20 protein-coding genes, 1 tRNA gene and 1 pseudogene are annotated in these 20,177 nt (G+C 68.7%); 9 read left to right on the forward strand and 13 right to left on the reverse strand.

The window, feature by feature from the left end:
• Positions 1–142 precede the first annotated feature (142 nt).
• The 3 genes from ABZ906_RS05105 to ABZ906_RS05115 all read left to right on the forward strand — a co-directional run bounded on the left by ABZ906_RS05105 (position 143) and on the right by ABZ906_RS05115 (position 3,876).
• A complete protein-coding gene (locus ABZ906_RS05105; RefSeq protein WP_361377480.1) occupies positions 143–1,330 on the forward strand; it encodes a thiolase family protein in 1,188 nt (395 codons plus the stop codon).
• A 133-nt stretch (positions 1,331–1,463) separates the two neighbouring features.
• Positions 1,464–2,999 (forward strand): long-chain fatty acid--CoA ligase, encoded by a 1,536-nt coding sequence (locus tag ABZ906_RS05110; protein WP_361377483.1) that lies wholly within the window; start codon positions 1,464–1,466, stop codon positions 2,997–2,999.
• Between the two features lie 85 nt (positions 3,000–3,084).
• Positions 3,085–3,876: a sulfite exporter TauE/SafE family protein gene (locus ABZ906_RS05115; RefSeq protein WP_361377486.1), complete on the forward strand. Its 792-nt coding sequence runs from the start codon at positions 3,085–3,087 to the stop codon at positions 3,874–3,876.
• A 133-nt stretch (positions 3,877–4,009) separates the two neighbouring features.
• On the opposite strand, the gene ABZ906_RS05120 is transcribed toward ABZ906_RS05115, so the two are convergent.
• The 3 genes from ABZ906_RS05120 to ABZ906_RS05130 all read right to left on the reverse strand — a co-directional run bounded on the left by ABZ906_RS05120 (position 4,010) and on the right by ABZ906_RS05130 (position 7,793).
• The gene (locus ABZ906_RS05120; RefSeq protein WP_361185754.1) at positions 4,010–6,094 is read right to left on the reverse strand and encodes an MDR family MFS transporter; all 2,085 of its coding nucleotides are present in this window, start codon (positions 6,092–6,094) and stop codon (positions 4,010–4,012) included.
• A gap of 77 nt (positions 6,095–6,171) precedes the next feature.
• Positions 6,172–6,957 carry a precorrin-6A synthase (deacetylating) gene (cobF, locus tag ABZ906_RS05125; RefSeq protein ID WP_361377489.1) on the reverse strand — a complete coding sequence of 262 codons (786 nt, stop codon included), beginning with the start codon at positions 6,955–6,957 and terminating at the stop codon, positions 6,172–6,174.
• Between the two features lie 320 nt (positions 6,958–7,277).
• Positions 7,278–7,793, reverse strand: coding sequence for a DUF309 domain-containing protein (locus tag ABZ906_RS05130; RefSeq protein WP_361377492.1), 516 nt, complete (start codon positions 7,791–7,793; stop codon positions 7,278–7,280).
• A gap of 108 nt (positions 7,794–7,901) precedes the next feature.
• Here ABZ906_RS05130 and ABZ906_RS05135 point away from each other — a divergent pair.
• Positions 7,902–7,975 (forward strand) — tRNA-Pro (locus ABZ906_RS05135).
• Between the two features lie 330 nt (positions 7,976–8,305).
• Here the strand turns inward: ABZ906_RS05135 and ABZ906_RS05140 are convergent.
• The 3 genes from ABZ906_RS05140 to ABZ906_RS05150 are packed head-to-tail and all read right to left on the reverse strand — an operon-like array spanning position 8,306 to position 10,181.
• The gene (locus tag ABZ906_RS05140) at positions 8,306–9,400 is read right to left on the reverse strand and encodes an integrase core domain-containing protein (RefSeq protein WP_361377495.1); all 1,095 of its coding nucleotides are present in this window, start codon (positions 9,398–9,400) and stop codon (positions 8,306–8,308) included.
• Positions 9,376–9,663: a transposase gene (locus ABZ906_RS05145; protein ID WP_361378099.1), complete on the reverse strand. Its 288-nt coding sequence runs from the start codon at positions 9,661–9,663 to the stop codon at positions 9,376–9,378. Before ABZ906_RS05145 ends, ABZ906_RS05140 begins: the two co-directional genes overlap by 25 nt.
• Positions 9,546–10,181 (reverse strand): transposase, encoded by a 636-nt coding sequence (locus ABZ906_RS05150; protein WP_361377498.1) that lies wholly within the window; start codon positions 10,179–10,181, stop codon positions 9,546–9,548. Before ABZ906_RS05150 ends, ABZ906_RS05145 begins: the two co-directional genes overlap by 118 nt.
• Positions 10,182–10,601: 420 nt before the next feature.
• On the opposite strand from ABZ906_RS05150, the gene ABZ906_RS05155 reads away from it, so the two are divergent.
• A complete protein-coding gene (locus ABZ906_RS05155) occupies positions 10,602–11,258 on the forward strand; it encodes a hypothetical protein (RefSeq protein ID WP_361377501.1) in 657 nt (218 codons plus the stop codon).
• A gap of 163 nt (positions 11,259–11,421) precedes the next feature.
• Here the strand turns inward: ABZ906_RS05155 and ABZ906_RS05160 are convergent.
• The 3 genes and pseudogenes from ABZ906_RS05160 to ABZ906_RS05170 form a co-directional block, all read right to left on the reverse strand.
• A pseudogene (locus tag ABZ906_RS05160) lies at positions 11,422–12,329 on the reverse strand (integrase core domain-containing protein).
• Positions 12,330–12,684: 355 nt separating this feature from the next.
• Positions 12,685–13,380: a response regulator transcription factor gene (locus tag ABZ906_RS05165; RefSeq protein WP_361377504.1), complete on the reverse strand. Its 696-nt coding sequence runs from the start codon at positions 13,378–13,380 to the stop codon at positions 12,685–12,687.
• A complete protein-coding gene (locus ABZ906_RS05170) occupies positions 13,377–14,609 on the reverse strand; it encodes a sensor histidine kinase (protein ID WP_361377507.1) in 1,233 nt (410 codons plus the stop codon). Before ABZ906_RS05170 ends, ABZ906_RS05165 begins: the two co-directional genes overlap by 4 nt.
• A 184-nt stretch (positions 14,610–14,793) precedes the next feature.
• Here ABZ906_RS05170 and ABZ906_RS05175 point away from each other — a divergent pair, with 184 nt between their 5' ends.
• Both ABZ906_RS05175 and ABZ906_RS05180 read left to right on the forward strand, forming a co-directional pair.
• Complete coding sequence (locus tag ABZ906_RS05175; RefSeq protein ID WP_361377510.1) at positions 14,794–15,300, forward strand: hypothetical protein; 507 nt, start codon at positions 14,794–14,796, stop codon at positions 15,298–15,300.
• Between the two features lie 165 nt (positions 15,301–15,465).
• Entirely contained in the window at positions 15,466–16,164 is a 699-nt protein-coding gene (locus ABZ906_RS05180; RefSeq protein WP_361377513.1) for a TMEM175 family protein, read from the forward strand.
• A gap of 744 nt (positions 16,165–16,908) precedes the next feature.
• Here ABZ906_RS05180 and ABZ906_RS05185 read toward each other — a convergent pair.
• Entirely contained in the window at positions 16,909–17,118 is a 210-nt protein-coding gene (locus ABZ906_RS05185) for a hypothetical protein (RefSeq protein ID WP_361377516.1), read from the reverse strand.
• A gap of 181 nt (positions 17,119–17,299) precedes the next feature.
• Between ABZ906_RS05185 and ABZ906_RS05190 the strand changes: the two genes are divergently transcribed.
• Entirely contained in the window at positions 17,300–17,560 is a 261-nt protein-coding gene (locus ABZ906_RS05190; protein WP_361377519.1) for a hypothetical protein, read from the forward strand.
• A gap of 203 nt (positions 17,561–17,763) precedes the next feature.
• Here the strand turns inward: ABZ906_RS05190 and ABZ906_RS05195 are convergent, their stop codons facing one another.
• Together ABZ906_RS05195 and ABZ906_RS05200 are read right to left on the reverse strand one after the other, a co-directional pair.
• A complete protein-coding gene (locus ABZ906_RS05195; protein ID WP_361377522.1) occupies positions 17,764–18,003 on the reverse strand; it encodes a glycosyltransferase in 240 nt (79 codons plus the stop codon).
• A 58-nt stretch (positions 18,004–18,061) separates the two neighbouring features.
• The gene (locus tag ABZ906_RS05200; RefSeq protein ID WP_361377525.1) at positions 18,062–18,382 is read right to left on the reverse strand and encodes a transposase domain-containing protein; all 321 of its coding nucleotides are present in this window, start codon (positions 18,380–18,382) and stop codon (positions 18,062–18,064) included.
• A gap of 195 nt (positions 18,383–18,577) precedes the next feature.
• Between ABZ906_RS05200 and ABZ906_RS05205 the strand changes: the two genes are divergently transcribed.
• Entirely contained in the window at positions 18,578–18,796 is a 219-nt protein-coding gene (locus ABZ906_RS05205; RefSeq protein WP_249586417.1) for an EF-hand domain-containing protein, read from the forward strand.
• A gap of 491 nt (positions 18,797–19,287) precedes the next feature.
• Here the strand turns inward: ABZ906_RS05205 and ABZ906_RS05210 are convergent, their stop codons facing one another.
• Positions 19,288–20,160 carry a TauD/TfdA family dioxygenase gene (locus ABZ906_RS05210; protein WP_361377528.1) on the reverse strand — a complete coding sequence of 291 codons (873 nt, stop codon included), beginning with the start codon at positions 20,158–20,160 and terminating at the stop codon, positions 19,288–19,290.
• Positions 20,161–20,177 lie beyond the last annotated feature (17 nt).

Here is a 20,177-nt window from a genome sequence, read left to right on the forward strand (position 1 = left end):
ACGCCGCCCAAGGCCGCCGCGCCCGAAAAGACCACTCTTCCCCGCAGCGCGACCTGCCCGTACACTCCAAAACTAGCACTGCTAATTAACGTCAAGCGCTCACCCGCAGAGACGACGACCGCAAACGATCCGGAGCCGTATCGTGCGCCCAGTCCACTTCGCCGCAGCCCGCCGCACCCCCATCGGCAAACTCCGCGGCACCCTCTCCACCGTCCGCCCGGACGACCTCGCCGCCACGGTCGTACGCGGCCTCCTCGCAGGCACCCCGGAGCTGGACCCCGCCCGGATCGACGACATCTACTGGGGCGCCGCCAACCAGGCGGGCGAGGACAACCGCAACGTGGCCCGCATGGCCGCCCTCCTCGCGGGCCTCCCGGAATCCGTCCCCGGCGCCACGGTGAACCGGCTCTGCGCCTCCGGCATGGAAGCCGTCACCGCCGCCGCCCGCACCATCGCGTCCGGCGAGGCCGACGTCGTCCTCGCGGGCGGCTCCGAGTCGATGAGCCGCGCCCCCTTCGTCCTGCCCCGCCCCGACGAAGCGCTGCCGCACAAGATGGAGACCGCGGACACCCGCCTGGGGTGGCGCCTGGTCAACCCCGCGATGAAGGACCTGCACGGCGTCCTCGCCATGGGAGAGACCGCCGAGGAGGTCGCCGAGCGCTACGGAGTGACCCGCGAGCGCCAGGACACCTTCGCCCTCCGCAGCCACCAGCGCGCCACCGAGGCCCGCAAGAACGGCCACTTCGACGACGAGATCCTCCCCGTCACACGGCCCGACGGCACCACCGTCGACCTCGACGAATGCATCCGTGAGGACACCTCGTACGAGAAACTGAGCGGCCTGCGCCCCGTCTTCCGCAAGGACGGCACCGTCACCGCGGGCAACGCCTCGCCGATGAACGACGGCGCGGCCGGACTCCTCCTCGTCAGCGAGGAAGCCCTGAACGACCTCGGCCTCGAATCCCTGGGCCGGTACGTCGCCGGCGCCTCCGCCGGTGTGCACCCGGACGTCATGGGCATCGGCCCCGTCCCCGCCACCCGGAAGGCCCTCGCCCGCGTCGGCTGGGACATCGGCGACCTCCAGGAGGCCGAGTTCAACGAGGCGTTCGCGGCCCAGGCCCTCGCCTGCGTCGACGCCCTCGGCATCGACCCGGAGCTGGTCAACCCGAGCGGCGGCGCCATCGCCATCGGCCACCCCCTCGGCTGCTCGGGCGCCCGCATCCTCACCACCCTCCTGCACCGCATGCGCCGCACCGGGTCGGCCCGCGGCCTGGCCACGATGTGCGTGGGCGTCGGCCAGGGCAGCGCACTGCTCGTCGAACGCGGCTGAACTCCCTTCCGTAAGCCCGAAGGGCCGCACAGAGCGCACGACCGCACAAGCACACGAAACGCACGACCGCACAGAACGTACGACCGCACAACCGCACAAAACGCAAGGAACGCAAGAAAACGGAGCACCACCCATGGCCACGCTGTCCCTCGCCGCGATCCTCGCCGAGCCCGCCCGCCGCCGCCCGGACCACACCGCCCTCGTCGAGGGCGAACTCCGGCTCACCTTCGCAGAATTGTGGGCGCAGGCCCGCACACAGGCGGCGGCACTCGTGGAACTCGGGGTCCGGCCGGGGGACCGCGTGGCCCTGATGGCGCCCAACACCGCCGAGTTCCCGCGCGCCTACTACGCGATCCTCGCCGCGGGCGGAGTCGTCGTCCCCGTACACCTCCTGCTCTCGGCCGAAGAGGTCCAGCACGTCCTGCGGGACAGCGGCGCCACCCTGCTCCTGTGCCATCCCGCGCAGGCCGACACGGGCAAGGCCGCTGCCACCGCCACCGGCGTACGGATGCTGACCCTCGGCGGCGACGGTGAGCTGGACACCCTGGCGCACGCCGCCGAGCCGCTCGCCGGATATGTCTCACGTGACGCCGACGACCCCGCCGTCGTCTTCTACACCAGCGGCACCACGGGCGTCCCCAAGGGCGCCGTGCTCAGCCACCTCAACCTGGTGATGAACGCGACGGTCTGCGCCTTCGACGCCCATGACGTGCACCGCGACGACATCGCGCTCGGCGCGCTCCCGCTCTTCCACGCCTTCGGCCAGACCGTCTCCATGAACGCCACCTGGCGTGCGGGCGCCACCCTCGTGCTGCTGCCGCGCTTCGACGCCGCGCGGGCCCTCGAACTGATGGCGGCGGAGGGCGTCAACACCTTCCACGGGGTGCCGACGATGTACGTGAACCTCGTGGCCGCTGCTGCCGCTGCTGCCACGGCTGCCACGACCGGCGGGCTGCCCGCGCTGCGGCTCGCGGTCTCCGGCGGCGCCTCGCTGCCCGTGGCCGTACTGGAACGCTTCGAGGAGGCCTTCGGCGTACCGGTCTACGAGGGGTACGGGCTCTCCGAGACCTCGCCCACCGCCTCCGTGAACCAGCCGGTGTTTGGCACCAGGGCGGGCACCATCGGTCACCCGCTGTGGGGCGTGGACGTGGAGATCGCCCGCGCCGAGGTCGAGGGCCGCATCGAGCTGCTGCCCGCCGGGGAACTGGGGGAGGTCGTGGTCCGCGGCCACAACGTATTCTCCGGCTACCTCGGGCGCCCGGAGGCCACCGCCGAGGCCGTCGTCGACGGCTGGTTCCGCACCGGGGACCTCGGCACCAAGGACGCCGACGGGTTCCTGGCCATCGTCGACCGCAAGAAGGACGTCATCATCCGCGGCGGCTTCAACGTCTACCCGCGCGAGGTCGAGGAGGTGCTCATGCGCCACCCGGACGTCGCGCACGTCGCCGTGATCGGACTGCCCGACGACGTGCACGGCGAGGAGATCTGCGCCGTCGTCGTCGCGGCGCCCGGCTCGGCCCCCGACGCCGCACGGATCACCGAGTGGTCCAAGGAACACCTGGGCCGGCACAAGTACCCGCGCCGGGTGGAATTCACCGCGGAGCTGCCGCTCGGCCCCAGCATGAAGGTCCTCAAGCGGGAGCTGCGCGTCACGTACAGCGGGGCCTAGGGCCCTCCTGGCAGATCTCCGCGGCGTCCAGGATGTGGCCGTCCGGGCGGCGCGAAGATAGTTGGGCCTAGCATCTGTTCCCGGAATGGACCTATCTCTCGACGTATCCCTGTGGGAATTCGCCGTGCTCGCCGCGGCCACGCTGCTCGTCGGCTTCTCGAAGACCGCCGTCAGCGGGGCCAACACGGTCAGCCTCGCCGTCTTCGCCGCGGTCCTGCCGGCCCGCGATTCCACCGGTGTCCTGCTGCCCATCCTCATCGCGGGCGACGTCCTCGCCGTCCTCACCTACCGCAGGCACGCCCACTGGCCCACCCTGTGGCGTCTGTTCCCCGCCGTCGCGGGCGGCGTGGTGGTCGGCACGGTCTTCCTGATGTGGGCCGACGACGCCGCCGTCCGTACGTCGATCGGGGCGATCCTCCTGTTGATGGCGGCGGTCACGCTGTGGCGCCGCCGGGCCGCGGCGGAAGAGGCCGAGGCCTCAGGGTCCTCGGGGTCCTCAGGGTCCTCGCGCCCGTCGCGTGGCGCCCGCCTGAAGGCCCCCTCGTACGGTGTGCTCGGCGGTTTCACCACGATGGTCGCCAACGCGGGCGGCCCGGTGATGTCGATGTATCTGCTGTCCGCGGGCTTCCGGAAGCTGAGCTTCCTGGGGACGTCGGCGTGGTTCTTCCTCATCGTCAACACGTCGAAGGTGCCGTTCAGCGTGGGCCTTGGCCTGATCGACTGGCATTCGCTGCTGCTCGACGCGGCGCTCGTGCTCTTCGTCGTGCCGGGCGCCCTCATCGGCAAGGCCGCCGTGCACCGCATCAACCAGCGTCTCTTCGAGCAGCTGGTGATCGGCGCGACGATCCTCGGCGGACTCCAGCTGCTGCTGCGCTGAGGGGGTGAAGGGCTGAGGGGCTAGGGCTGAGGGCCTGAGGGCGGGACGCGGCAGGCCTACGCCTTGAACAGGCCTTGCTCAGGCCTTGCTCAGGCCTTGCTCAGGCCTTGCTCAGGCCTTGCTCAGGCGTTGCTCAGGCCTTGCTCAGCGAGGCCGGCTGTCTGGCCTCGGGTGCGAGGCCGTGCTCCAGGTCCTCCACGAGCAGCCGCTTGGCGATGGCGTCCACGGCCTTTTCGAGATCCTGGTCCGCGGGCCGGCCGCTGTCCTTCTCCACCTGCTCGCCCAGCCACTTCGCCCACGCCTTGCCGATCACGTCGGCCTCGCGTGCACCCGCCGGGGTGTGCGAGAAGAGCAGGCCGGAGCGGGTGAGGAAGCCCTCCTCGACCATGCGGTCGAAGACCGGCACCAGGACTTCGGACGGCAGCTGACGCCGTGCCGCGATCAGGCCGAGGCTCGCATGACCGACCATCCGGTCGAAGAGCGAGACTTGCATGACGGCCCACGCCCCGGCGATGTCGAGCCGCGTGTCGGAATCGCGGATGACACGGCGCGCGGTGTCCATACCGGTACTGCGGATGATGTTCCCGACCGCCAGTTCGAGCACCCGGTCCGGGCTGCCGCTCGACGACGGAGACGCGAAGCCCTCGCCCATGTCGGACGAGCTCATCCGCGCGCTGTCCCGCAGCCGCACCTGCTTGAGGAAGAGGGCCACCACGAACCCGAGCAGTGCCACGGGCACCGTCCACAGGAACACCGTGTGCAGCGTGTCGGCGTATGCCTTGATGATGGGCTCGGCGGCCTGTGGGGGAAGGCCGTGCAACCCCTGCGGACTCTGAGCGGCCTTGGCCGCCACCGCGGGATCGACGTTCCCGGCCCTGGCCGCCGCGGCGACGCCGTCCGCCAGGTTGGGCTTCAAGGTGTTGGCGTAGATGGTCCCGAACACGGCGGTGCCGAAAGAGCTGCCGAGCGTACGGAAGAAGGTGACTCCGGAGGTCGCCGTGCCCAGGTCCGAGTAGTTGACGGTGTTCTGCACGGCGATCGTCAGGACCTGCATGCAGAGCCCGATACCGGTACCGAGGACGAACATGTACAGCGATTCGAGCCAGGTACTTGTCTCGTTGTCCATGAGGGAGAGCAGATAGAGCCCGAGCGCCATGACCAGCGCGCCCACGATGGGAAAGATCCGGTACTTCCCGGTCTTGCTCACCACGTTGCCGCTGAAGATGGAGGCGATGAGCAGCCCGATCACCATGGGCAGCGTCCGCACGCCCGAGATGGTGGCCGAGTCCCCGTCCACGTACTGCAGGTAGGTCGGCAGGAACGTCATCGCGCCCAGCATCGCGAAGCCGACGATGAAGCTGAGGATCGAGCAGACCGTGAAGACGGGGTTGGCGAACAGACGCATCGGCAGCATCGGTTCGGCGGCCCGCGTCTCGACCACGCAGAACAGCGCGAGCGCCAGCGCACCGCCGACGAACAGCGCGATGATGGTGCCGGAACCCCACGCGTACTGGTTGCCGCCCCAACTCGTCGCCAGAATGAGCGCGCTGGCGCCGATCGCGACGAACGCGATGCCGAGATAGTCGATGACGGGACGCACCGCCGACTTCACGACGGGGATGTTCCGCGCGGCGGCGATCACGACGACGATCGCGATCGGCACATTCACGTAGAAGGCCCAGCGCCACGTCAGATGGTCGGTGAAGAGCCCGCCGAGCAGCGGCCCGATCACGGTGGAGACCCCGAAGACGGCACCGATCGCACCCTGATACTTCCCGCGCTCGCGCAACGGGATCACATCGGCGATCAACGCCATCGAGGTCACCATCAGACCGCCCGCGCCGATGCCCTGCAGGGCGCGCCAGGCGATGAGCAGCGTCATGTTCGTCGACAGACCGCACAGGAACGAGCCGGTGATGAAGACGATCGCCGAAACCTGAAAGACGATCTTCCGCCCGAAGAGATCACCGAACTTCCCGACGAGCACCGTGGCGACGGTCTCCGCCAGCAGATACGACGTCACGACCCACGACATGTGCTCGGCACCGCCCAGATCCGCCACGATCGTGGGCAGCGCGGTGCCCACGATGGTCTGGTCGAGAGCGGCGAGCAGCATGCCCAGCATGATCGTCACGAAGACGATGTTCCGGCGGCGCTTGTCGAGGACGGGCGGCCCCTGAGCGGGGGCCTCGGCGGCGGGCTCGGCGGTGGTGGTCACACGCTCACCCTCACACCGCGCGTGTGCCTGTGCATGCGGGGCCGGTCCGGTCCGGTGAAAGGGAGAGGGAAGTGTGCTTACTCCTGGTGGCGGCGCAGAAGATAGGTGTCCATGATCCACCCTTTGCGCTCGCGCGCCTCGGCCCGGAGGGCTTCGATGCGGGGAGCGACTTCGTCGAGCGGCCCGGAAACGAGAATTTCGTCGTCGGTCCCGATGTAGGCCCCCCAGTAGATGTAGATGTCACCCCCACCCTCATCCCCGCCCTGGTAGTGCAGGAATGTCTGCCGGGCATCAAGCATGACCACGACATCATCGACACCTTCGGGAAACCCGCTGTCGGCGAGGCGGCGCCCGGTGGTGATCTGCACGGGTCGCGCGACGCGGTTCAACCCGGTGCGGTGCTTGGCGGCGAGCGAGGACACACTGCTGATACCGGGCACGACATCGTACGTAAAGGCCACCGCACCCCGGCCGAGCACTTCGTCCAGCACCCCGATGGTGCCGTCGTACAGCGAGGGATCGCCCCACACGAGAAAGGCACCGCTCTCCTCCTCGCCCAGCTCGTCGGCGATCAGCCGCTCATAGATCTCCGCACGACGGCTGCGCCAGTCCCCGACGGCGGGGGAGTAGTCCGCGCCGCTCGCCTTCCGGTCCCGCGCGGGGTCGCGCGCCTCGACGACGCGGTAAGCGCCGTCGGCACAGTGCTCGCCGAGGAGGTACCGCCGCAGCCGGACGAGATCGTCCTTCTCCTCGCCCTTGTCGAGGATGAAGAACACATCGGTGCTCTTCAGAGCCTTGACGGCCTGCAGGGTCAACTGGTCGGGATCGCCGGCGCCGATCCCGATGACATGAATCTCTCGCACACCAAAAGTCTGCCGCACGGGAGAGGTGGGGGCGGTGGCGGGCGGGGCGGGTTGGATCCGGAGAGGGGGGCGCGTCGCCGTGACGGCTGCTGGTGCCGCGCGTCTCCACGCAGCCGGGGGGCATGCAACGGGAGCGCTGCGGGCCCTGGGGGCTGGAGCACGCCGGACCGCGAGGGGGTACGCGTCGCGTCGCCGTGAAGACGGCTAGTACCGCGCATCTCCACGCAGGCGGCGGCGGGGGGCATGCGACGGGAGCGCCACGCACCCTACCGCCCAGAGCAGACGGGATCCCGATGGAGTAGGCGCGACCACGGCAGCCGCTAGTGCCGCGCGTCTCCACGCAGCCGGGGGGCGTGCCGGGCCGCGTCCACCGTCGGACCGTCCTCTTCCAGGAACGCAGCCAACTGCCGCGCCCACCCCACAAGTCCGTCCACGTCGATCCCGTACGGCCGCTCCCCCCACTTCCCCTGGCCGATCGCGCCCGCGCCTCTGAGCAGCAGCCGCGCCCCGCCCGTGAGGTTGCCGCGGGCCGAGTGGGTCAGCCCAACGGCCAGCTGGGCGAGCCCTTTCCACAGGTCACGCTCTTCCTCGGGCCCGGACTTCCAGGCGTCCTCGAAGACCTCGTGCGCGTGGAAGGGCCGCCCCGCGTCAAGCAGGGCCTGGGCCTGAGCGACCGTCTCATCGGGCGTACGCGTGACCCCTTCGGGCTGCCGCTCCACCCCCTCGGTCCCGTACGGCAACGGCCGCCCGAGCCCATCACGGGGCCGCGCGTTACGGGCCCGCCCTTCGGCATCACGGTCACGGCCACGGTCATCGGGTCGCGGTGCAGTGCTCATAACCCGATTCTCCCTCGCGGGCCCCCCGGCAGGGGGCGCGGACCACTCCCGAACGTGCGGTAAAGTTCTGTCTGCGCGATCACGCAGAACACCGCGAGACACGCGCACCGGGACGTGGCGCAGCTTGGTAGCGCACTTGACTGGGGGTCAAGGGGTCGCAGGTTCAAATCCTGTCGTCCCGACGGAAACGTCGCAGGTAGGGGCCATCTTCGGATGGCCCCTACTTCGTTTTTGGGAGCAATTCTGGGAGCGGGAAGCCGCTCCCAGTGCTCCCAGGGAGCGGGAGTCTGGGAGCGACGTCAACCGAGGGTGGACGGCTGGTCACCCGATCCGGTCGCTCCCAGGGAGCTTCTCCGCTGCTCGGTCTGGTGTACGAGGCAAGGGGTCGCGCTGTTCGCCCCCTTGTCCGAATACTCGTCAGGGGGTCGTGCTCCCACTCGACCCCTTCACGGCTTTCACCGACCCCATGTCTGCGGGGGCTCTGCGCCTGCCGAGAACTCCATCCTCGCAGTTCAAGCGGCATATTGGTATTCGTGGATGACTCCACCAAGGCGGTCTTTCCGGCGTACCTTCAGGCGGGAGACTTGGTCGGTGGTGAGTGGTTCGGGAACGGTGCGCAGGGGTGCTGCCTGATCCATCGCTTGGTGGGGCCGGTGGGTGTTGTAATGCAGTTCGAACTGGCGGAGCGCACGGCGCAGGTGGTCCTCATTCCAGATGAGGGTGCGGTCGAGCAGTTCGTGGCGGCAGGTTTGGACCCAGCGTTCCGTGATGGCGTTCATGCGCGGGATCCGGACGCCGGTGAGGACGACCTGGATGCCGGTGGCGCTCAGGATCTCGTCGAAGAGGGTCGGGTACTTTGCGTCCCGGTCCCGGATCAGGTAGCCGACGGTGGCTTCGGCGTCCGCCAGGTCTATCACCAGATTCCGAGCGGCCTGGGTGACCCAGGCGGCGGTGGGATGAGCGGTGGTGCCGAGGATCCGGACGCGCCGGGTGATGTGGTCGATGACCGCGAGGATGTACTGGCGTTCGCCAGTAGGGGTGATGGTCTCGATGAAGTCGCAGGCTAGGAGCGCTTCGGCTTGGGAGTGCAGGAAGTCGGCCCAGGTGGTGGCGGCCCGGTCGGGCGCGGGGTCGATGCCCTCGGCCGTGAGGATTTCCCAGACGGTGGAGGCGGCGATCTTGATTCCGAGGGTGGTGAGCTCACCGTGGACCCTGCGGTAGCCCCAGGATGGGTTCTCCCGGACCAGGCGGAGAATTAGCGCGCGAATTGAGCGGACTGTGGGCGGTCGGCCCGGTCTCTTCGGCCGACACGTTCGGGCGTGGCGCCGCTTCATCAGGTCGCGGTGCCAGCGCAGCACGGTGTCGGGCTGCACCAGTAGTCGTAGCCGGTGCAGGACCTGACGGGGCAGTGGCGCCAGTAGGGCGGCGAGGAACGCCCGGTCTTGCGGAGTGAATTTCACCCGGTCAGAACCGAGCTGCCGCTCGAGGACGGTGATCTCGTGGCGAAGGGCGAGGATCTCCACATCCTTGGCGCCGTCGCTCATCGGCAGCAACCGCAGTGCGGCGAATATGTTGGTGGCGGTCAGGTACGCGAGACGAAGCAGCACGAGTGCTCATCCTGCCGCACCGTCGAAGACGCTCCTGATCTGCATGGACGACATTCTCGGCAGGCACACAGCCGCCGTGACGCGTCAACGGGGGTATGGGTCTCATGCGCGTAGGCCCAGATGCCGCGGCGGCGTCTGATGGCCATCACGAACGGCACGTCCGCGGCGTGCAGTTCGCAGCGGAAGTCATCCACGTCCCCGTAGGCGCCGTCGGCCACCGCCGCCCGGAAGGGAAACCCGGCCGCGCTGGCCTGCTGGGCCAGGGCAGCGGCGATGCGCCACTTGGTGCGGGAGCCGGGATCGCCGCGGCCCCGCTCGAAGTGGTGGGCGGGCGTAAAGGGCACCGCAGACGCTCGTCCGCCCACAGCGTCGTCACGGTGACCACCGCGTTGTCGGTCTTGCCGTAGCGGCCCAGCCACTGCCGGCCCACGTTGGAGGTCGCCGTCCCGTCCTTGGGATCGCCGGAGTCGTCGATGACCAGCACCCCGCCCGTATGCGGGGAGGTACGCGGATCGCCTCGCAGCCGCTCAAGACGGCGGGCATTGACCCGCTCGTGCTCCCATGGCGACTCGGAGGGGAAGAACTGCAGCCGCTGCACCGCCGGGTGCTGGGCTCCGGCTACCGGTTCCGCCCCGGCCAGGCAGGTCAGCGTCTTGTTCCGCTCCCGCGGGGCCAGCAGCTCGGTCAGGTACTGGCGAAAACCCCGCCGCTGAGCCAGTGAGTCGAAGAGGTCATCGAAGCCGCCGCGTAGTCCTCGAGCGGCCCCGGTGCTGGTGGACACGGACGACGAGCGGTCATGGCAACCACCCCTGCTTGTCGTCCTACCGCGACGACTGCCCGACGTCAACAAATCACCGGTAGTGTCCTGAGTCAGAGATTTCCAGGTAGTTCCATTCGCGGTCAGGCAACGACAGCACGAGCCAGGCTCGACTCCCCGCCAGGGACTTGGGCGCATCGGCCGGCCACTCGGAGCCCCTGGAACTGCCAACAACCTCCGACTCAGGTCACTAGGTGACACCGGCGATACAGGTGGAAGTCGTGGCCTGAGTGCCCGGGCCGGGGCGGAACAGGCCCTGGGTGCCCCGCCGTTCCTGTGCTTTCGGCGCCACCCATATGCTTCCCGGTCGAAAGCCGATCGCGCGCCAGTCTCCGTCCAACTGAGCGGGCGCGATGGGGGAGATCGACGAACAGGAGACCGTAGTTGTCGCGCCGCATGTTCAGCCGTACGTCCATCCGCACCAACCGCCGTACCCGCGCCCTGCGCGCCGCCGCGCCCATCGCTATCCTGGCCCTCGCCCTGACCGCCTGCGGGGGCTCCGACTCCGGCGGCAAGTCGGCGGACAAGCCGAAGCAGGCCTCGTCCGACAGCACGCCGAAGGGTGACAATCCCGAGGGTGGCGAGACGGAGTCCGGGTCGATGAAGGCCGGCGAGTCCATCACCGTCCCCTTCAAGGAGAATGAACCCAAGATCACGTACGAGATCGCCGCGCAGAAGGTCGACCTGAGTACCGAAGCCGAGGCGAAGAAGATTGCCAATGACCCCAAGAACGCCAAGGGTCTCATCGCCGCCATCGCCCATGTGAAGTTCACCAACAAGTCCGGTGGTGTGGTGGAGAGTTCGCCCGACGTCGGCAGGGCGACCGAGATCTACGCGGACGGCGCCCCCGCGAGTCTGGTGCTGATGGCCGCCGAGGACGCACCCGGCTGCGACCGCACCACCGACATCGAGAACTGGCAGGCCGGACAGAGTTACACCATCTGCCGGACCTACATGGTCCCGGCCAACGCCAAGGAGATCGAGGTCCGCTGGTCCGATCAGGGCGGCACGACATACAGCTGGGCCTTCGCCGCCAAGTAGGCCGGGCGCCGCTCCTGGCCCGGCCAGCACCACCACGTCACCCTCGTGACCGCCACCCACGCCTTCCTCACCGAACAACGCCTGTCCCCAAAAGTCCCCACGCCGGCCTCACCCTCTACGACGCCCTCGAAACTGCGCCTGCTGAAAACCTCATCCGTCAAGGTCAGGCGGCATGTCGGTATTCGTGGAGTACGCCAGCGAGGCGGTCGTGTCGGCGTATGTTCAGGTTGGCGATTTGGTCGGGGTCGGTGATCGGTTCTGGTACCGCCTGCAGTGGGGTGCCCCGGTTCATCGCCTGGTGGGGCGGTGCTGGTTGTGATGGTCCCCGAACTCGCGCAGGGCGTGGCGTAGGTGGTTCTCGTTCCAGATGAGGGTGCGGTCGAGGAGTTCGTGGCGGCAGGTCTGTACCCAACGTTCCATGATCGAGTTCATGCGGGGGATGCGGATGTGCCGGGTGGCGTGTTCGATGACGGCGAGAGTGTACTGGCGCTCGCCGGTCAGGGCGACGGTCTCGTTGAAGTCCGTCGCCAGGAGGGCGTCGGCCTGGGAGCGCAGGAAGGTGGCCCAAGTGGTGGAGGCTCGGCCGGGGGTCGGCTCGATGCCCTCGGCTTTGAGGATCTCCCAGACGGTGGAGGCGGCGATTTTGCTGCCGGGGGTGGCGAGCTCGCCGTGGATGCGGCGGTAGCCCCGGGAGGGGTTCTCGCGGACCAGGCGCAGGATGAGCAGGCGGATGGAGCGCACAGTGCGGGGTCTGCCGGTGCGTCGGGGGCGGGAAGTGTTCGCGTGGCGCTGTTTGATCAGGTCGCGGTGCCAGCGCAGGACGGTGTCGGGCCGGATGAGCAGGTGCAGGCGGCGCAGGAGCTGGCGCGGGAGAGAGTGAAGGATCGAGGCGAGGAACGCCCGGTCCTCGGGCCTGAACTTTGCTCGACCGGGGCCGAGTTGCCGCTGCAGGATGGTGATCTGGTGGCGGAGGGCCAGGATCTCGGCGTCTTTGTCATGGTCGCTCATGGGGAGCAGGCGCAGCATGGCGAAGACGTTGGCCACGGTCAGGTAGGCGAGTTGGAGCAGCACGGCCGATCATCATGCCGTGCCGCCGGTAAGCGGCGGACGTGGGCCGGGTGGCCTGCGCGGACGGGGTTTCCGGCAGGCGCAAGGCCGCGGCGTCGCCATGGGCCACGCTCCTGCCGCCCTGCGCGCCGTGGCTGACCACACCACCATCAGCATCACTGAAGACGGCGCTGCAGTAGAACTCGAGCGGTGGTTCACGACTGACGAAACAGCCCTGGATCACTGGGAAACAGCACCCTAACCCGCATCACGAGGCCCCTGGTCAACTCATCAGCAGCGAATAGTCACGACCAGCGCTGCCGCCCAACCGTTGCTGCTGACTCAAGGTTTGCGAACGGGTTCTAGCCCGGCGCGCCGCTCACCCGGCGGGCTGGCCAGAGCGCACGCGGTCCGCACGGGGTCCGAAACCGTGGGCATGGGCCCAGGCGACGGCCTGTGCGCGGGTGCGGACCTGGAGCTTGGCGAACAGGTGGTTGATGTGGGTCTTGACGGTGGCCTCCCCTACCAGCAGGCGCCGGCCGATCGCGCCGTTCGACAACCCTTGGGCGAGCAGCCGCAGTACGTCAGACTCGCGCGGGGTCAGCAGGTCCTGCGACGGTTCGGCCCGCCGCCGTTCGGTCGTATGGTCGGCGCCGCGCATGGCGGCGGCCAGCAGCCGCTCCTGGACGATCGGGTCCAAGGTGGTGTGCCGGGTGAGCGCGGCCTCGATCGCGCGGACGATCTCGGCCTTGCCGGCGTCCTTGGTCAGGTAGGCGCGGGCGCCGGCCTGCAGGGCGTCGAGTATCAGCTGATCGTCCGCCATAGTCGTCAGCACCACGACGGCCACGTCCGGGTGCGCCGTCACGATCCGGCGGGTGGCCTCCACGCCGCCCATCCCCGGCATGCTCAGGTCCATCAGCACCGCGTCCGGGTGCGTTTCGGCGACTTGGGCGATGGCCTCCTCGCCGTTCGCGCCCCCGGCGACGACGTCGATGCCGTCCATCATGTCCAGCAGGGTCATCAGGCCTTCGCGGACCACCTGCTGATCGTCGACGACCACGACCCGAGTAGTCATGCGGGCACCTCCGCCTGCACGCGCCACCCCTGCGGGGTGGGGCCGGCCGTCAGGTCGCCGCCGACCAGCAGCAGCCGCTCGCGCATGCCGGCCAGACCGTAGCCGCCGTCCATCCCCGCTACTCGGGGCCGTGGGCCGGCCTCGCCGCCACCGGAGCCGGCGGGCCCGGACAGCACGGTCAGCCTCACCTGGTCCTCTTCGTAGTCCAAAGTGGCGGTCAGCTCCTGTCCGCGGGCGTGCTTGGCGGCGTTCGCCAAGGACTCCTGGGCGACTCTCAGCAACGCTAGCCCAACGTCCGGTTCGAGCGCGCGCGGGGTGCCGACCGGTGTGAAGGTCGCGGGCGCGCCGGAGGCGGTGCGGTGGTCGTGGACCAGCGCGGTGAGGGCCTCCGGCAGGGGCGGGGTGTCCGCACGCAGGACCGTGATCGCGCGGCGGGTCTCGGTCAGTCCGTCGACGGCGATCCGGCGGGCGTTGTGGACCCGCTCCACCGCCTCTTCGGTGCGCGGCGGATCCGCGGTGAGCAGCGAGTCGGTCACGTCCAACTGCACCGCCAGGGCACCCAGCGACTGCGCCAGGACGTCGTGGATCTCCCGGGCGACCCGGGTCCGCTCGGCCAGCGCCGCGGCCCGCTGCTCCTGCTCGTGCACACGCCGGGTCTGCAGCAGCAGTTCCTCCGCCTGCGCGTGCTGCGTCCCGACGCTGCGCCGGGTCGCTCCGGCGAGCTGGCAAGCCAGCAGGGCGGCGATCCAGGCGGCGACGCGCGCCCATGCCTGCCCTGGGAAGCCGGCCACGATCCCGCCGATCGCCAGCGCCAGGACACCGGCCGCCAGCACGGCCGCGCTGACCAGCGTGGACAGGAACACTCCGGACGACACCGCCGCCATGCCGACGATCGCCGTGGCCAGCATGGCCTCGGGTTCGAGGGTGACCAGGAGGTTCCCGCTGATCATTGCGACGCCCAGGATCGGCACTGCCAACGCCTCGGGCACCGGAGATCCCGCGCGGAAGCCGGCCGCGCACCACAGAGCCCAGGCGCCGCTCATCAGCACCACCAGCACCCAGGTGGTGGCGGACCAGACAAGCCCGTCCGAGAACGGCAGGCCGACCAGCACCAAAGCCAACCCGAGCATCCGGGGCAGCGCATGCTGCCAGAGGTCAGCACGCGGCAGCATCGGTCGCGGTGGCACGGGGTGCGCCGACGACGGCTTGCCCTCGGTGGTAATGACCATGGTTTCAGCTTGGCATGCGCCTCTGCCCCGCAGCCGGGCCGGGGCCCGCCGACAGGTGGAGGAGGGTGGAGAAGGGTGGAGGGATCCGCGCTCCACCCTCCTCGGCTCCTCGGCCGACGCCCGGGCCGTGGCACAGGCCAGACGCTGTGTGGACAAGAACCCCCTTCACCTACCGACGGAAACCATGTCCACTTTGCAGAGCGCTCTCCTCATCAACGTCGTCGTGCTGCTCACAACCCTGCACGCCGACCTCGGCACCAAGGCGGTGAGCCGCGCACGCCTGCTCCGCCCGCTGATCGTCGCGGTGATCATCGTCCCCGTGTTCGTCCACACCTTCTTCGACAACGGGATCGGCCTGGCCGTCGAGATCTGCGGCCTCGCGGCCGGCGTGCTGTTCGGGCTGGTCGCCGTCAGCCAGGTCCAGGTTTTCCGGGAGCCGGACGGCCAGGTCGTCGCCCGGGCCGGCCGCAGTTACGCGGCGCTTTGGATCGGCCTGATTGTCGCCCGCTCAGTGTTCTCCATCGGCGCCACCTACTGGTACGAGTCCGAGCTGGGCCGCTTCTTCTTCCGGCACGGCGCCCCGCCTCAGGACATCGCCTCGATCGTCACCAACGGGCTGGTGTTCATGGCGATCGCCGCGCTGCTCACCCGCTCGGGAGCGCTGAAGGTGCGCGCCTCCGGGCAGCCCTGAGTCCCGGCCTGCCCCGTGGGCAGCGGCTGCTTCGTGCTCGAACTCGAATCCGTTTACCCAACAGTCCTTGTACAGCCAGACATTGAGATCCGCCCTGGTCGTGGGAGCCGCCGCGGCCGGCAGATCCCGGCCCGACGGACCGGACAGAAGAAAGGTGCAACACGCATGGGTGCCAGCGACGCCGTCGACCAAACCGGCACGGGAGGATACGACTCGACTCAGCCGCCGGTTCCCGCGCCGGGCAGGAGCGAAGGGGGTGCCTCGGGCGAACGGCTGGTGCTGTTCACCGACGCGGTGACCGCGATCTCGATCACTTTGCTGATCCTGCCGCTGATCGATCTCGTCCCGGAGGCCGTGTCCGCCCACCAGCAGGCCAGCGAGGTGTTCACCGGTCACCTCGACCAGATCTGGAGCTTCCTGCTCAGCTTCGCGGTCATCGCAAACATCTGGCGGGAGCACCACCGGACCTTCTCGTCGGTCGCGAGGGTCACCCGCTCTTTGATGGTGTGGAACATGGGATGGCTGCTGTCCGTCGTCGTGCTCCCCCTGCCGACGGAGATGATTGGCGCCTTCGGCCGTAACCGGTTCGCGGCGGCGTTCTACTACACGGTTCTCCTGGCGAGCATGGTGTGCCGGCTGGCGATGCTGAGGATCTTGAAGACCACCCCGGGACTGGTCGAGGGGGACGGTGAAGAGGGCCGTCGGAGGATCAAGGATTTGTATACCGTGAGCTATCTCAACGTCCTCCTTCTGGTCCTGGCTCTTGTCCTCGCCCTCGCCGTACCCGTGCTGCAGTACTACAGCCTGCTGCTGCTCGTCCTGCCCAGGCGGACGTTCCTTCGGGGCCGGCGCGGCGCCCGCTGACCCGCAGTCAAGGGGGACGATCGCGTTCGAGGTTCCGGTGCCGATTACGCTCTACGCGCGTGGGGAGGCTCCCCGGAAGGTCTGCCCGCTCATGGGAGTACCCAGCCTTCGACGAGCAAGGCGAAGACGTCAGCCGATGACGAGCCCTCCGACGGTCCGGCAACCGGATCCCCAGCCGCACCAATGGAGAACAAGGCCGACTCGACAAAGCAGCGGGAACCACTGCCGAAGCTCGTGGGTGTCAAGTCCATGCCGTTCGGCCGACCGGAAGCAGTACTGCGGATCCTCGAGGAGCGCATGCCCGCCGAGAAGCTGGAGCAGCTGATCAAGCTTCTCAAGAACCGGGCCTGAACTACAGCACGGGCGGCGGCCCTTCCCCTTGCCTGACGGCGGGGGGAGTGGGGCTGCGGACCGGCCCGTAGAGCTGCACGCTGAGTGAGACGCCACAGCCTCAGGCGGAGCCCTGGAGCGGGCAGTGCGAATCTGCACCTCGATGTGACGGGGATCCGCGCTTGATGGCTCTGCTGTTCTGGAGGGACGGTGTCATTCAAGTGCGCTTGTTCTGGTGTCATACTGTTCCGCCTCGATGGGGTCGGGCAGGGCATGGAGGGGAGCGGCGGCCTTGCGCGTTCGGTGCGTGCGGTGCTTGTTGTAGCGCCCTGCGGGGGCACCGAGAGACTTCCCCGAGGCGTGCGAAAGCCCGGCCACAGGGACGAAGGCGGCCGGGCTGGTTGGCGCTGGCGATCAGCCCTGCGTAGCGACCGCCTCCTTCAGCGCGACGACCAGTTCGGTACGCCGCTCTTTGCTCGTGAACTTCTGAGCGCGCGCGGTCCAAGCGAGCGTGAACCGGTCGACCTGCCGCCAATCCCCTTTGGCCTTCATGGTCTTGACCCAGTGCGCCGCCGTCCGCGGCGTCTTGTACGCGTAGATGTGGAACTCCCCAGCGAGCCGCACCGCCCCCTCGACCGGGCCTGGCCCCTTCGCGAGCAGACCATGACACGACAACGACCGTGCTCCACGGCTTCACTTGGGGTGTCTCTGGCATCGTGGGTGTCATGATCACTGCACACCACGCGATACGTCCGACTCGAGTCAGCGGGGGCGCCATATGAGCTATGCAGGACCTCCCGGCCCCATGAAGCCCTTTCAGACGGGCGACGCCGACAAAGCGAGGCGCGGCGCGAGCGGCTGTGTCATCGTCCTGTTCGCCTCTGTGATCGCGTTTGCCGCCATGGGCGGCGCGAACTGGCTGTGGCACATGCCTTGGCTGACCCTCGCGGTCGGGCTCGCGGCACTGGTCGGCATCTACCGGCTCGGCGGCCTGCTCCGGCCGCTCATGGAGCGCCGCATGCCCGACCCGTACCCCGAGGACAACAAGGACGACGACCAGGCGTGAGTCCACAGGCTGCCTGCCCCTGACGGCTCCAACTGACTGATCGCCCGCGATTCCAGAGCTCGGCGGCTTGGCCGAGCAAGGCGGTGCCGGGCGTGTTGTCGTGAGCCGATGCGGCCAGGACCGTACACGGGCTGGGTGCCCGTTCGGCTCGATCAGTGCCCGGCATTCGTCGGGCCCGTCGCTTGAGTACGGCTTGCGCTCGCTCATCCGGCGGCTCGCGCGGAGTGGAGCAGCTCTGCCAGAGTTGCGTAGGAGTGCTCCCAGGTCCCTTCCGCTTGGACCCAGTGGCGGCCCCTTTCGCCCATGGTGTGGGCGAGTTCGGGGGTGCTGAGGAGTCTGATCAAGCGGTCCGCTGTTGCCGCCACCGAGTGTCCGTCGACGGCCGGTTCGCCGTCACGTACCGCGTCGGGGGCCCGATGAAGGTGTGCGCTCGGACTCGACATTGGCGAAGGCGGCGCGGCTCGGTCCCGTCAAGGCAGACGGCACGCTCCGGCCAACGCGTCACAGATCTCCGAGAGAGCCGCCGTCGGAGTCGGTGGCGACCTGGAAAGGGCTGAGCGCCAGCAACGGCTCCGGCCCCAGCCGCTGCCGGGCCCTGAACAGCGAGGGCATCGCCGGAATACGCCAGTCACCGAGCAGACCCGCACCGTGCAGGCCCTCGACCAGGTGCCGCATCACCTCGAGATACGGAGCTGGCGAGAACAGCGCCAGCCCCAGCACGAAATACACCACCAGCCGGGCAGGCAGCAGGCGCGGGACCAACGGCTTGGCAGGCTCCCGCAGTCTGTCCGGAACGATCCAACTCCACGTCTCCTGACCCATGGTGAGGTACTACTCCGCCTCACCACACAGGACAAAGTCTTGGTGACACGTCCTTCACCGTCCAAGCCACGGATGGCCCCCCCCGGGGCTTCCCTCGCTGATGGCGGGCAGTAGCGTGCGAACATCTCGTACGACCCGGGCTGGCGTGACCGCTAGCCTGGGCGCTCCGAACATCACAAGGAAAGGCGAACTCACGTGGTGGACATGCAAGCGGCCGCACGCAAGGTCTTTGACCGGTACGACCTCGACGGCGACGGTCAGATCACGGCCAAGGAGTATCGGCAGGTCGTCGCAGAGCTGAACGGCGAGCACCTCACCGACGAGCAGGCGCAGCGGTTCATCGACGTGCTGGACACGGACGGCGACGGCACCATGTCCTTCGAAGAGTTCTGGGCACCGATGCAGGACGCCTGACAGCACTCGGCCGAGGTCAAGTGGGCGCAGAGATGGGAGGCCGTTTGCGAACGGCCTCTTTCCGTTCTCCGGGCGATCTCGAGTGGCAGTGCGAAGCGGGAGCACTGCCCCTGCCGAGAAATACATCCGCGCAGTTCAGCGGCATGCTGCGGACTTGCCGCTTCAGGTGTCTCAGCGTCGCCGTAGTTGCGCGTACGGCGTCGTACGACCGTCAATGGCGCTTCAGAACTCCGAACCGGAATCGCGCGCCTGACTGGGGGCAAGGGGTCGCAGGTTCAAATCCTGTCGTCCCGACGGAAACGTCGCAGGTAGGGGCCATCTCCGGATGGCCCCTACTTCGTATTTGGGAGCAAATCTGGGAGCCGGGGGCGGACGGCTGGTCACCCGATCCGGTCGCTCCCAAGGAGCATCTGCGCTACCCGGTCTGACGTTCGAGGCAAGGGGTCGTGCGCCCCGCAGGTTTGTGCGCGACGCCTTGCCTGTTCAGGGCGTCAGCCCTTGATGGGGCCGCCGTTGATGGCGACGCGCTGGCCGTAGCGGGCGTAGGGGTAGTAGTCGTACGTCGCGTGGTGCTGGACGCATCGGTTGTCCCAGAAGACCAGCGTGCCCGGGGTCCAGCGGACGCGGCAGTGCAGGACCGGCCTGCGGGCGATGATGTCGAAGAGCACGTCGAGCAGGGCCCGGCTCTCGTCGGCGGAGAGCTGCGGGATGCGGCTGGTGTAGGCCTTGTTGACGTACAGCAGTTTGCGGTCGGTCTCGGGGTGCCGGGCGATGAGCGGGTGTTCGCTCTTGGGGATGACGTAGTCCTCGGGCGGTGTGTATCCCGCCAGGGCCTGCGCGCCGTCGTGTATCGCGGTCAGCGGGTCCAACAGGGCACGCATGGGCGGTGAGAGCATGTCGTAGGCGAGGTGCATATTGGCGAACAGGGTGTCGCCGCCGCATCCCGGTTCGGGTATCTCGGTGATGTAGAGCATCGACCCCAGTGACGGTTCGGCGTCGGCTGTGCCGTCCGCGTGCCAGCCGTTGCCCGCCACGTCTGCCGCGGCCGATGTCGTGCGGATCTCCAGGATGCAGGGATCGCCCTCGGGCGGCGGTGGGTTGACGGGGCGCGGTTCGCCGAAGGTGGTGGCGAAGCGCTTGTGTTGCTCGGGGGTGATCGTCTGATCGCGGAAGACGAGGACGTGGTGGTCACGGAAGGCGGTACGGATCTCGTCCAGTTGCTCTTCCGGGATCTCCTGGGACAGGTCGACGCCCGAGACTTCCGCGCCCAGAACGGGGGTGATTCGTTCCACCGTGAGCGTGTCGTAGGAGTACATGGGGCGGGTGGTCACCGCCTCCAGTGCTTCGCGTTCGTATGACTCCATGTCAACCTCCATAGGGG

Origin of the sequence: Streptomyces sp. NPDC046925, from assembly GCF_040644915.1 — a bacterium.
Classification (GTDB): Bacteria; Actinomycetota; Actinomycetes; order Streptomycetales; family Streptomycetaceae; genus Streptomyces.

Coding starts and splice junctions, on each gene's coding strand:
- ABZ906_RS05115 (WP_361377486.1), top strand. CDS start 3,085: ATGGACCTATCTCTCGACGTATCCCTGTGGGAATTCGCCGTGCTCGCC.
- ABZ906_RS05165 (WP_361377504.1), bottom strand. CDS start 13,380: ATGACTACTCGGGTCGTGGTCGTCGACGATCAGCAGGTGGTCCGCGAA.
- ABZ906_RS05175 (WP_361377510.1), top strand. CDS start 14,794: ATGTCCACTTTGCAGAGCGCTCTCCTCATCAACGTCGTCGTGCTGCTC.
- ABZ906_RS05210 (WP_361377528.1), bottom strand. CDS start 20,160: ATGGAGTCATACGAACGCGAAGCACTGGAGGCGGTGACCACCCGCCCC.
- ABZ906_RS05170 (WP_361377507.1), bottom strand. CDS start 14,609: ATGGTCATTACCACCGAGGGCAAGCCGTCGTCGGCGCACCCCGTGCCA.
- ABZ906_RS05130 (WP_361377492.1), bottom strand. CDS start 7,793: ATGAGCACTGCACCGCGACCCGATGACCGTGGCCGTGACCGTGATGCC.
- ABZ906_RS05180 (WP_361377513.1), top strand. CDS start 15,466: ATGGGTGCCAGCGACGCCGTCGACCAAACCGGCACGGGAGGATACGAC.
- ABZ906_RS05195 (WP_361377522.1), bottom strand. CDS start 18,003: ATGTCGAGTCCGAGCGCACACCTTCATCGGGCCCCCGACGCGGTACGT.
- ABZ906_RS05110 (WP_361377483.1), top strand. CDS start 1,464: ATGGCCACGCTGTCCCTCGCCGCGATCCTCGCCGAGCCCGCCCGCCGC.
- ABZ906_RS05190 (WP_361377519.1), top strand. CDS start 17,300: ATGAAGCCCTTTCAGACGGGCGACGCCGACAAAGCGAGGCGCGGCGCG.
- ABZ906_RS05200 (WP_361377525.1), bottom strand. CDS start 18,382: ATGGGTCAGGAGACGTGGAGTTGGATCGTTCCGGACAGACTGCGGGAG.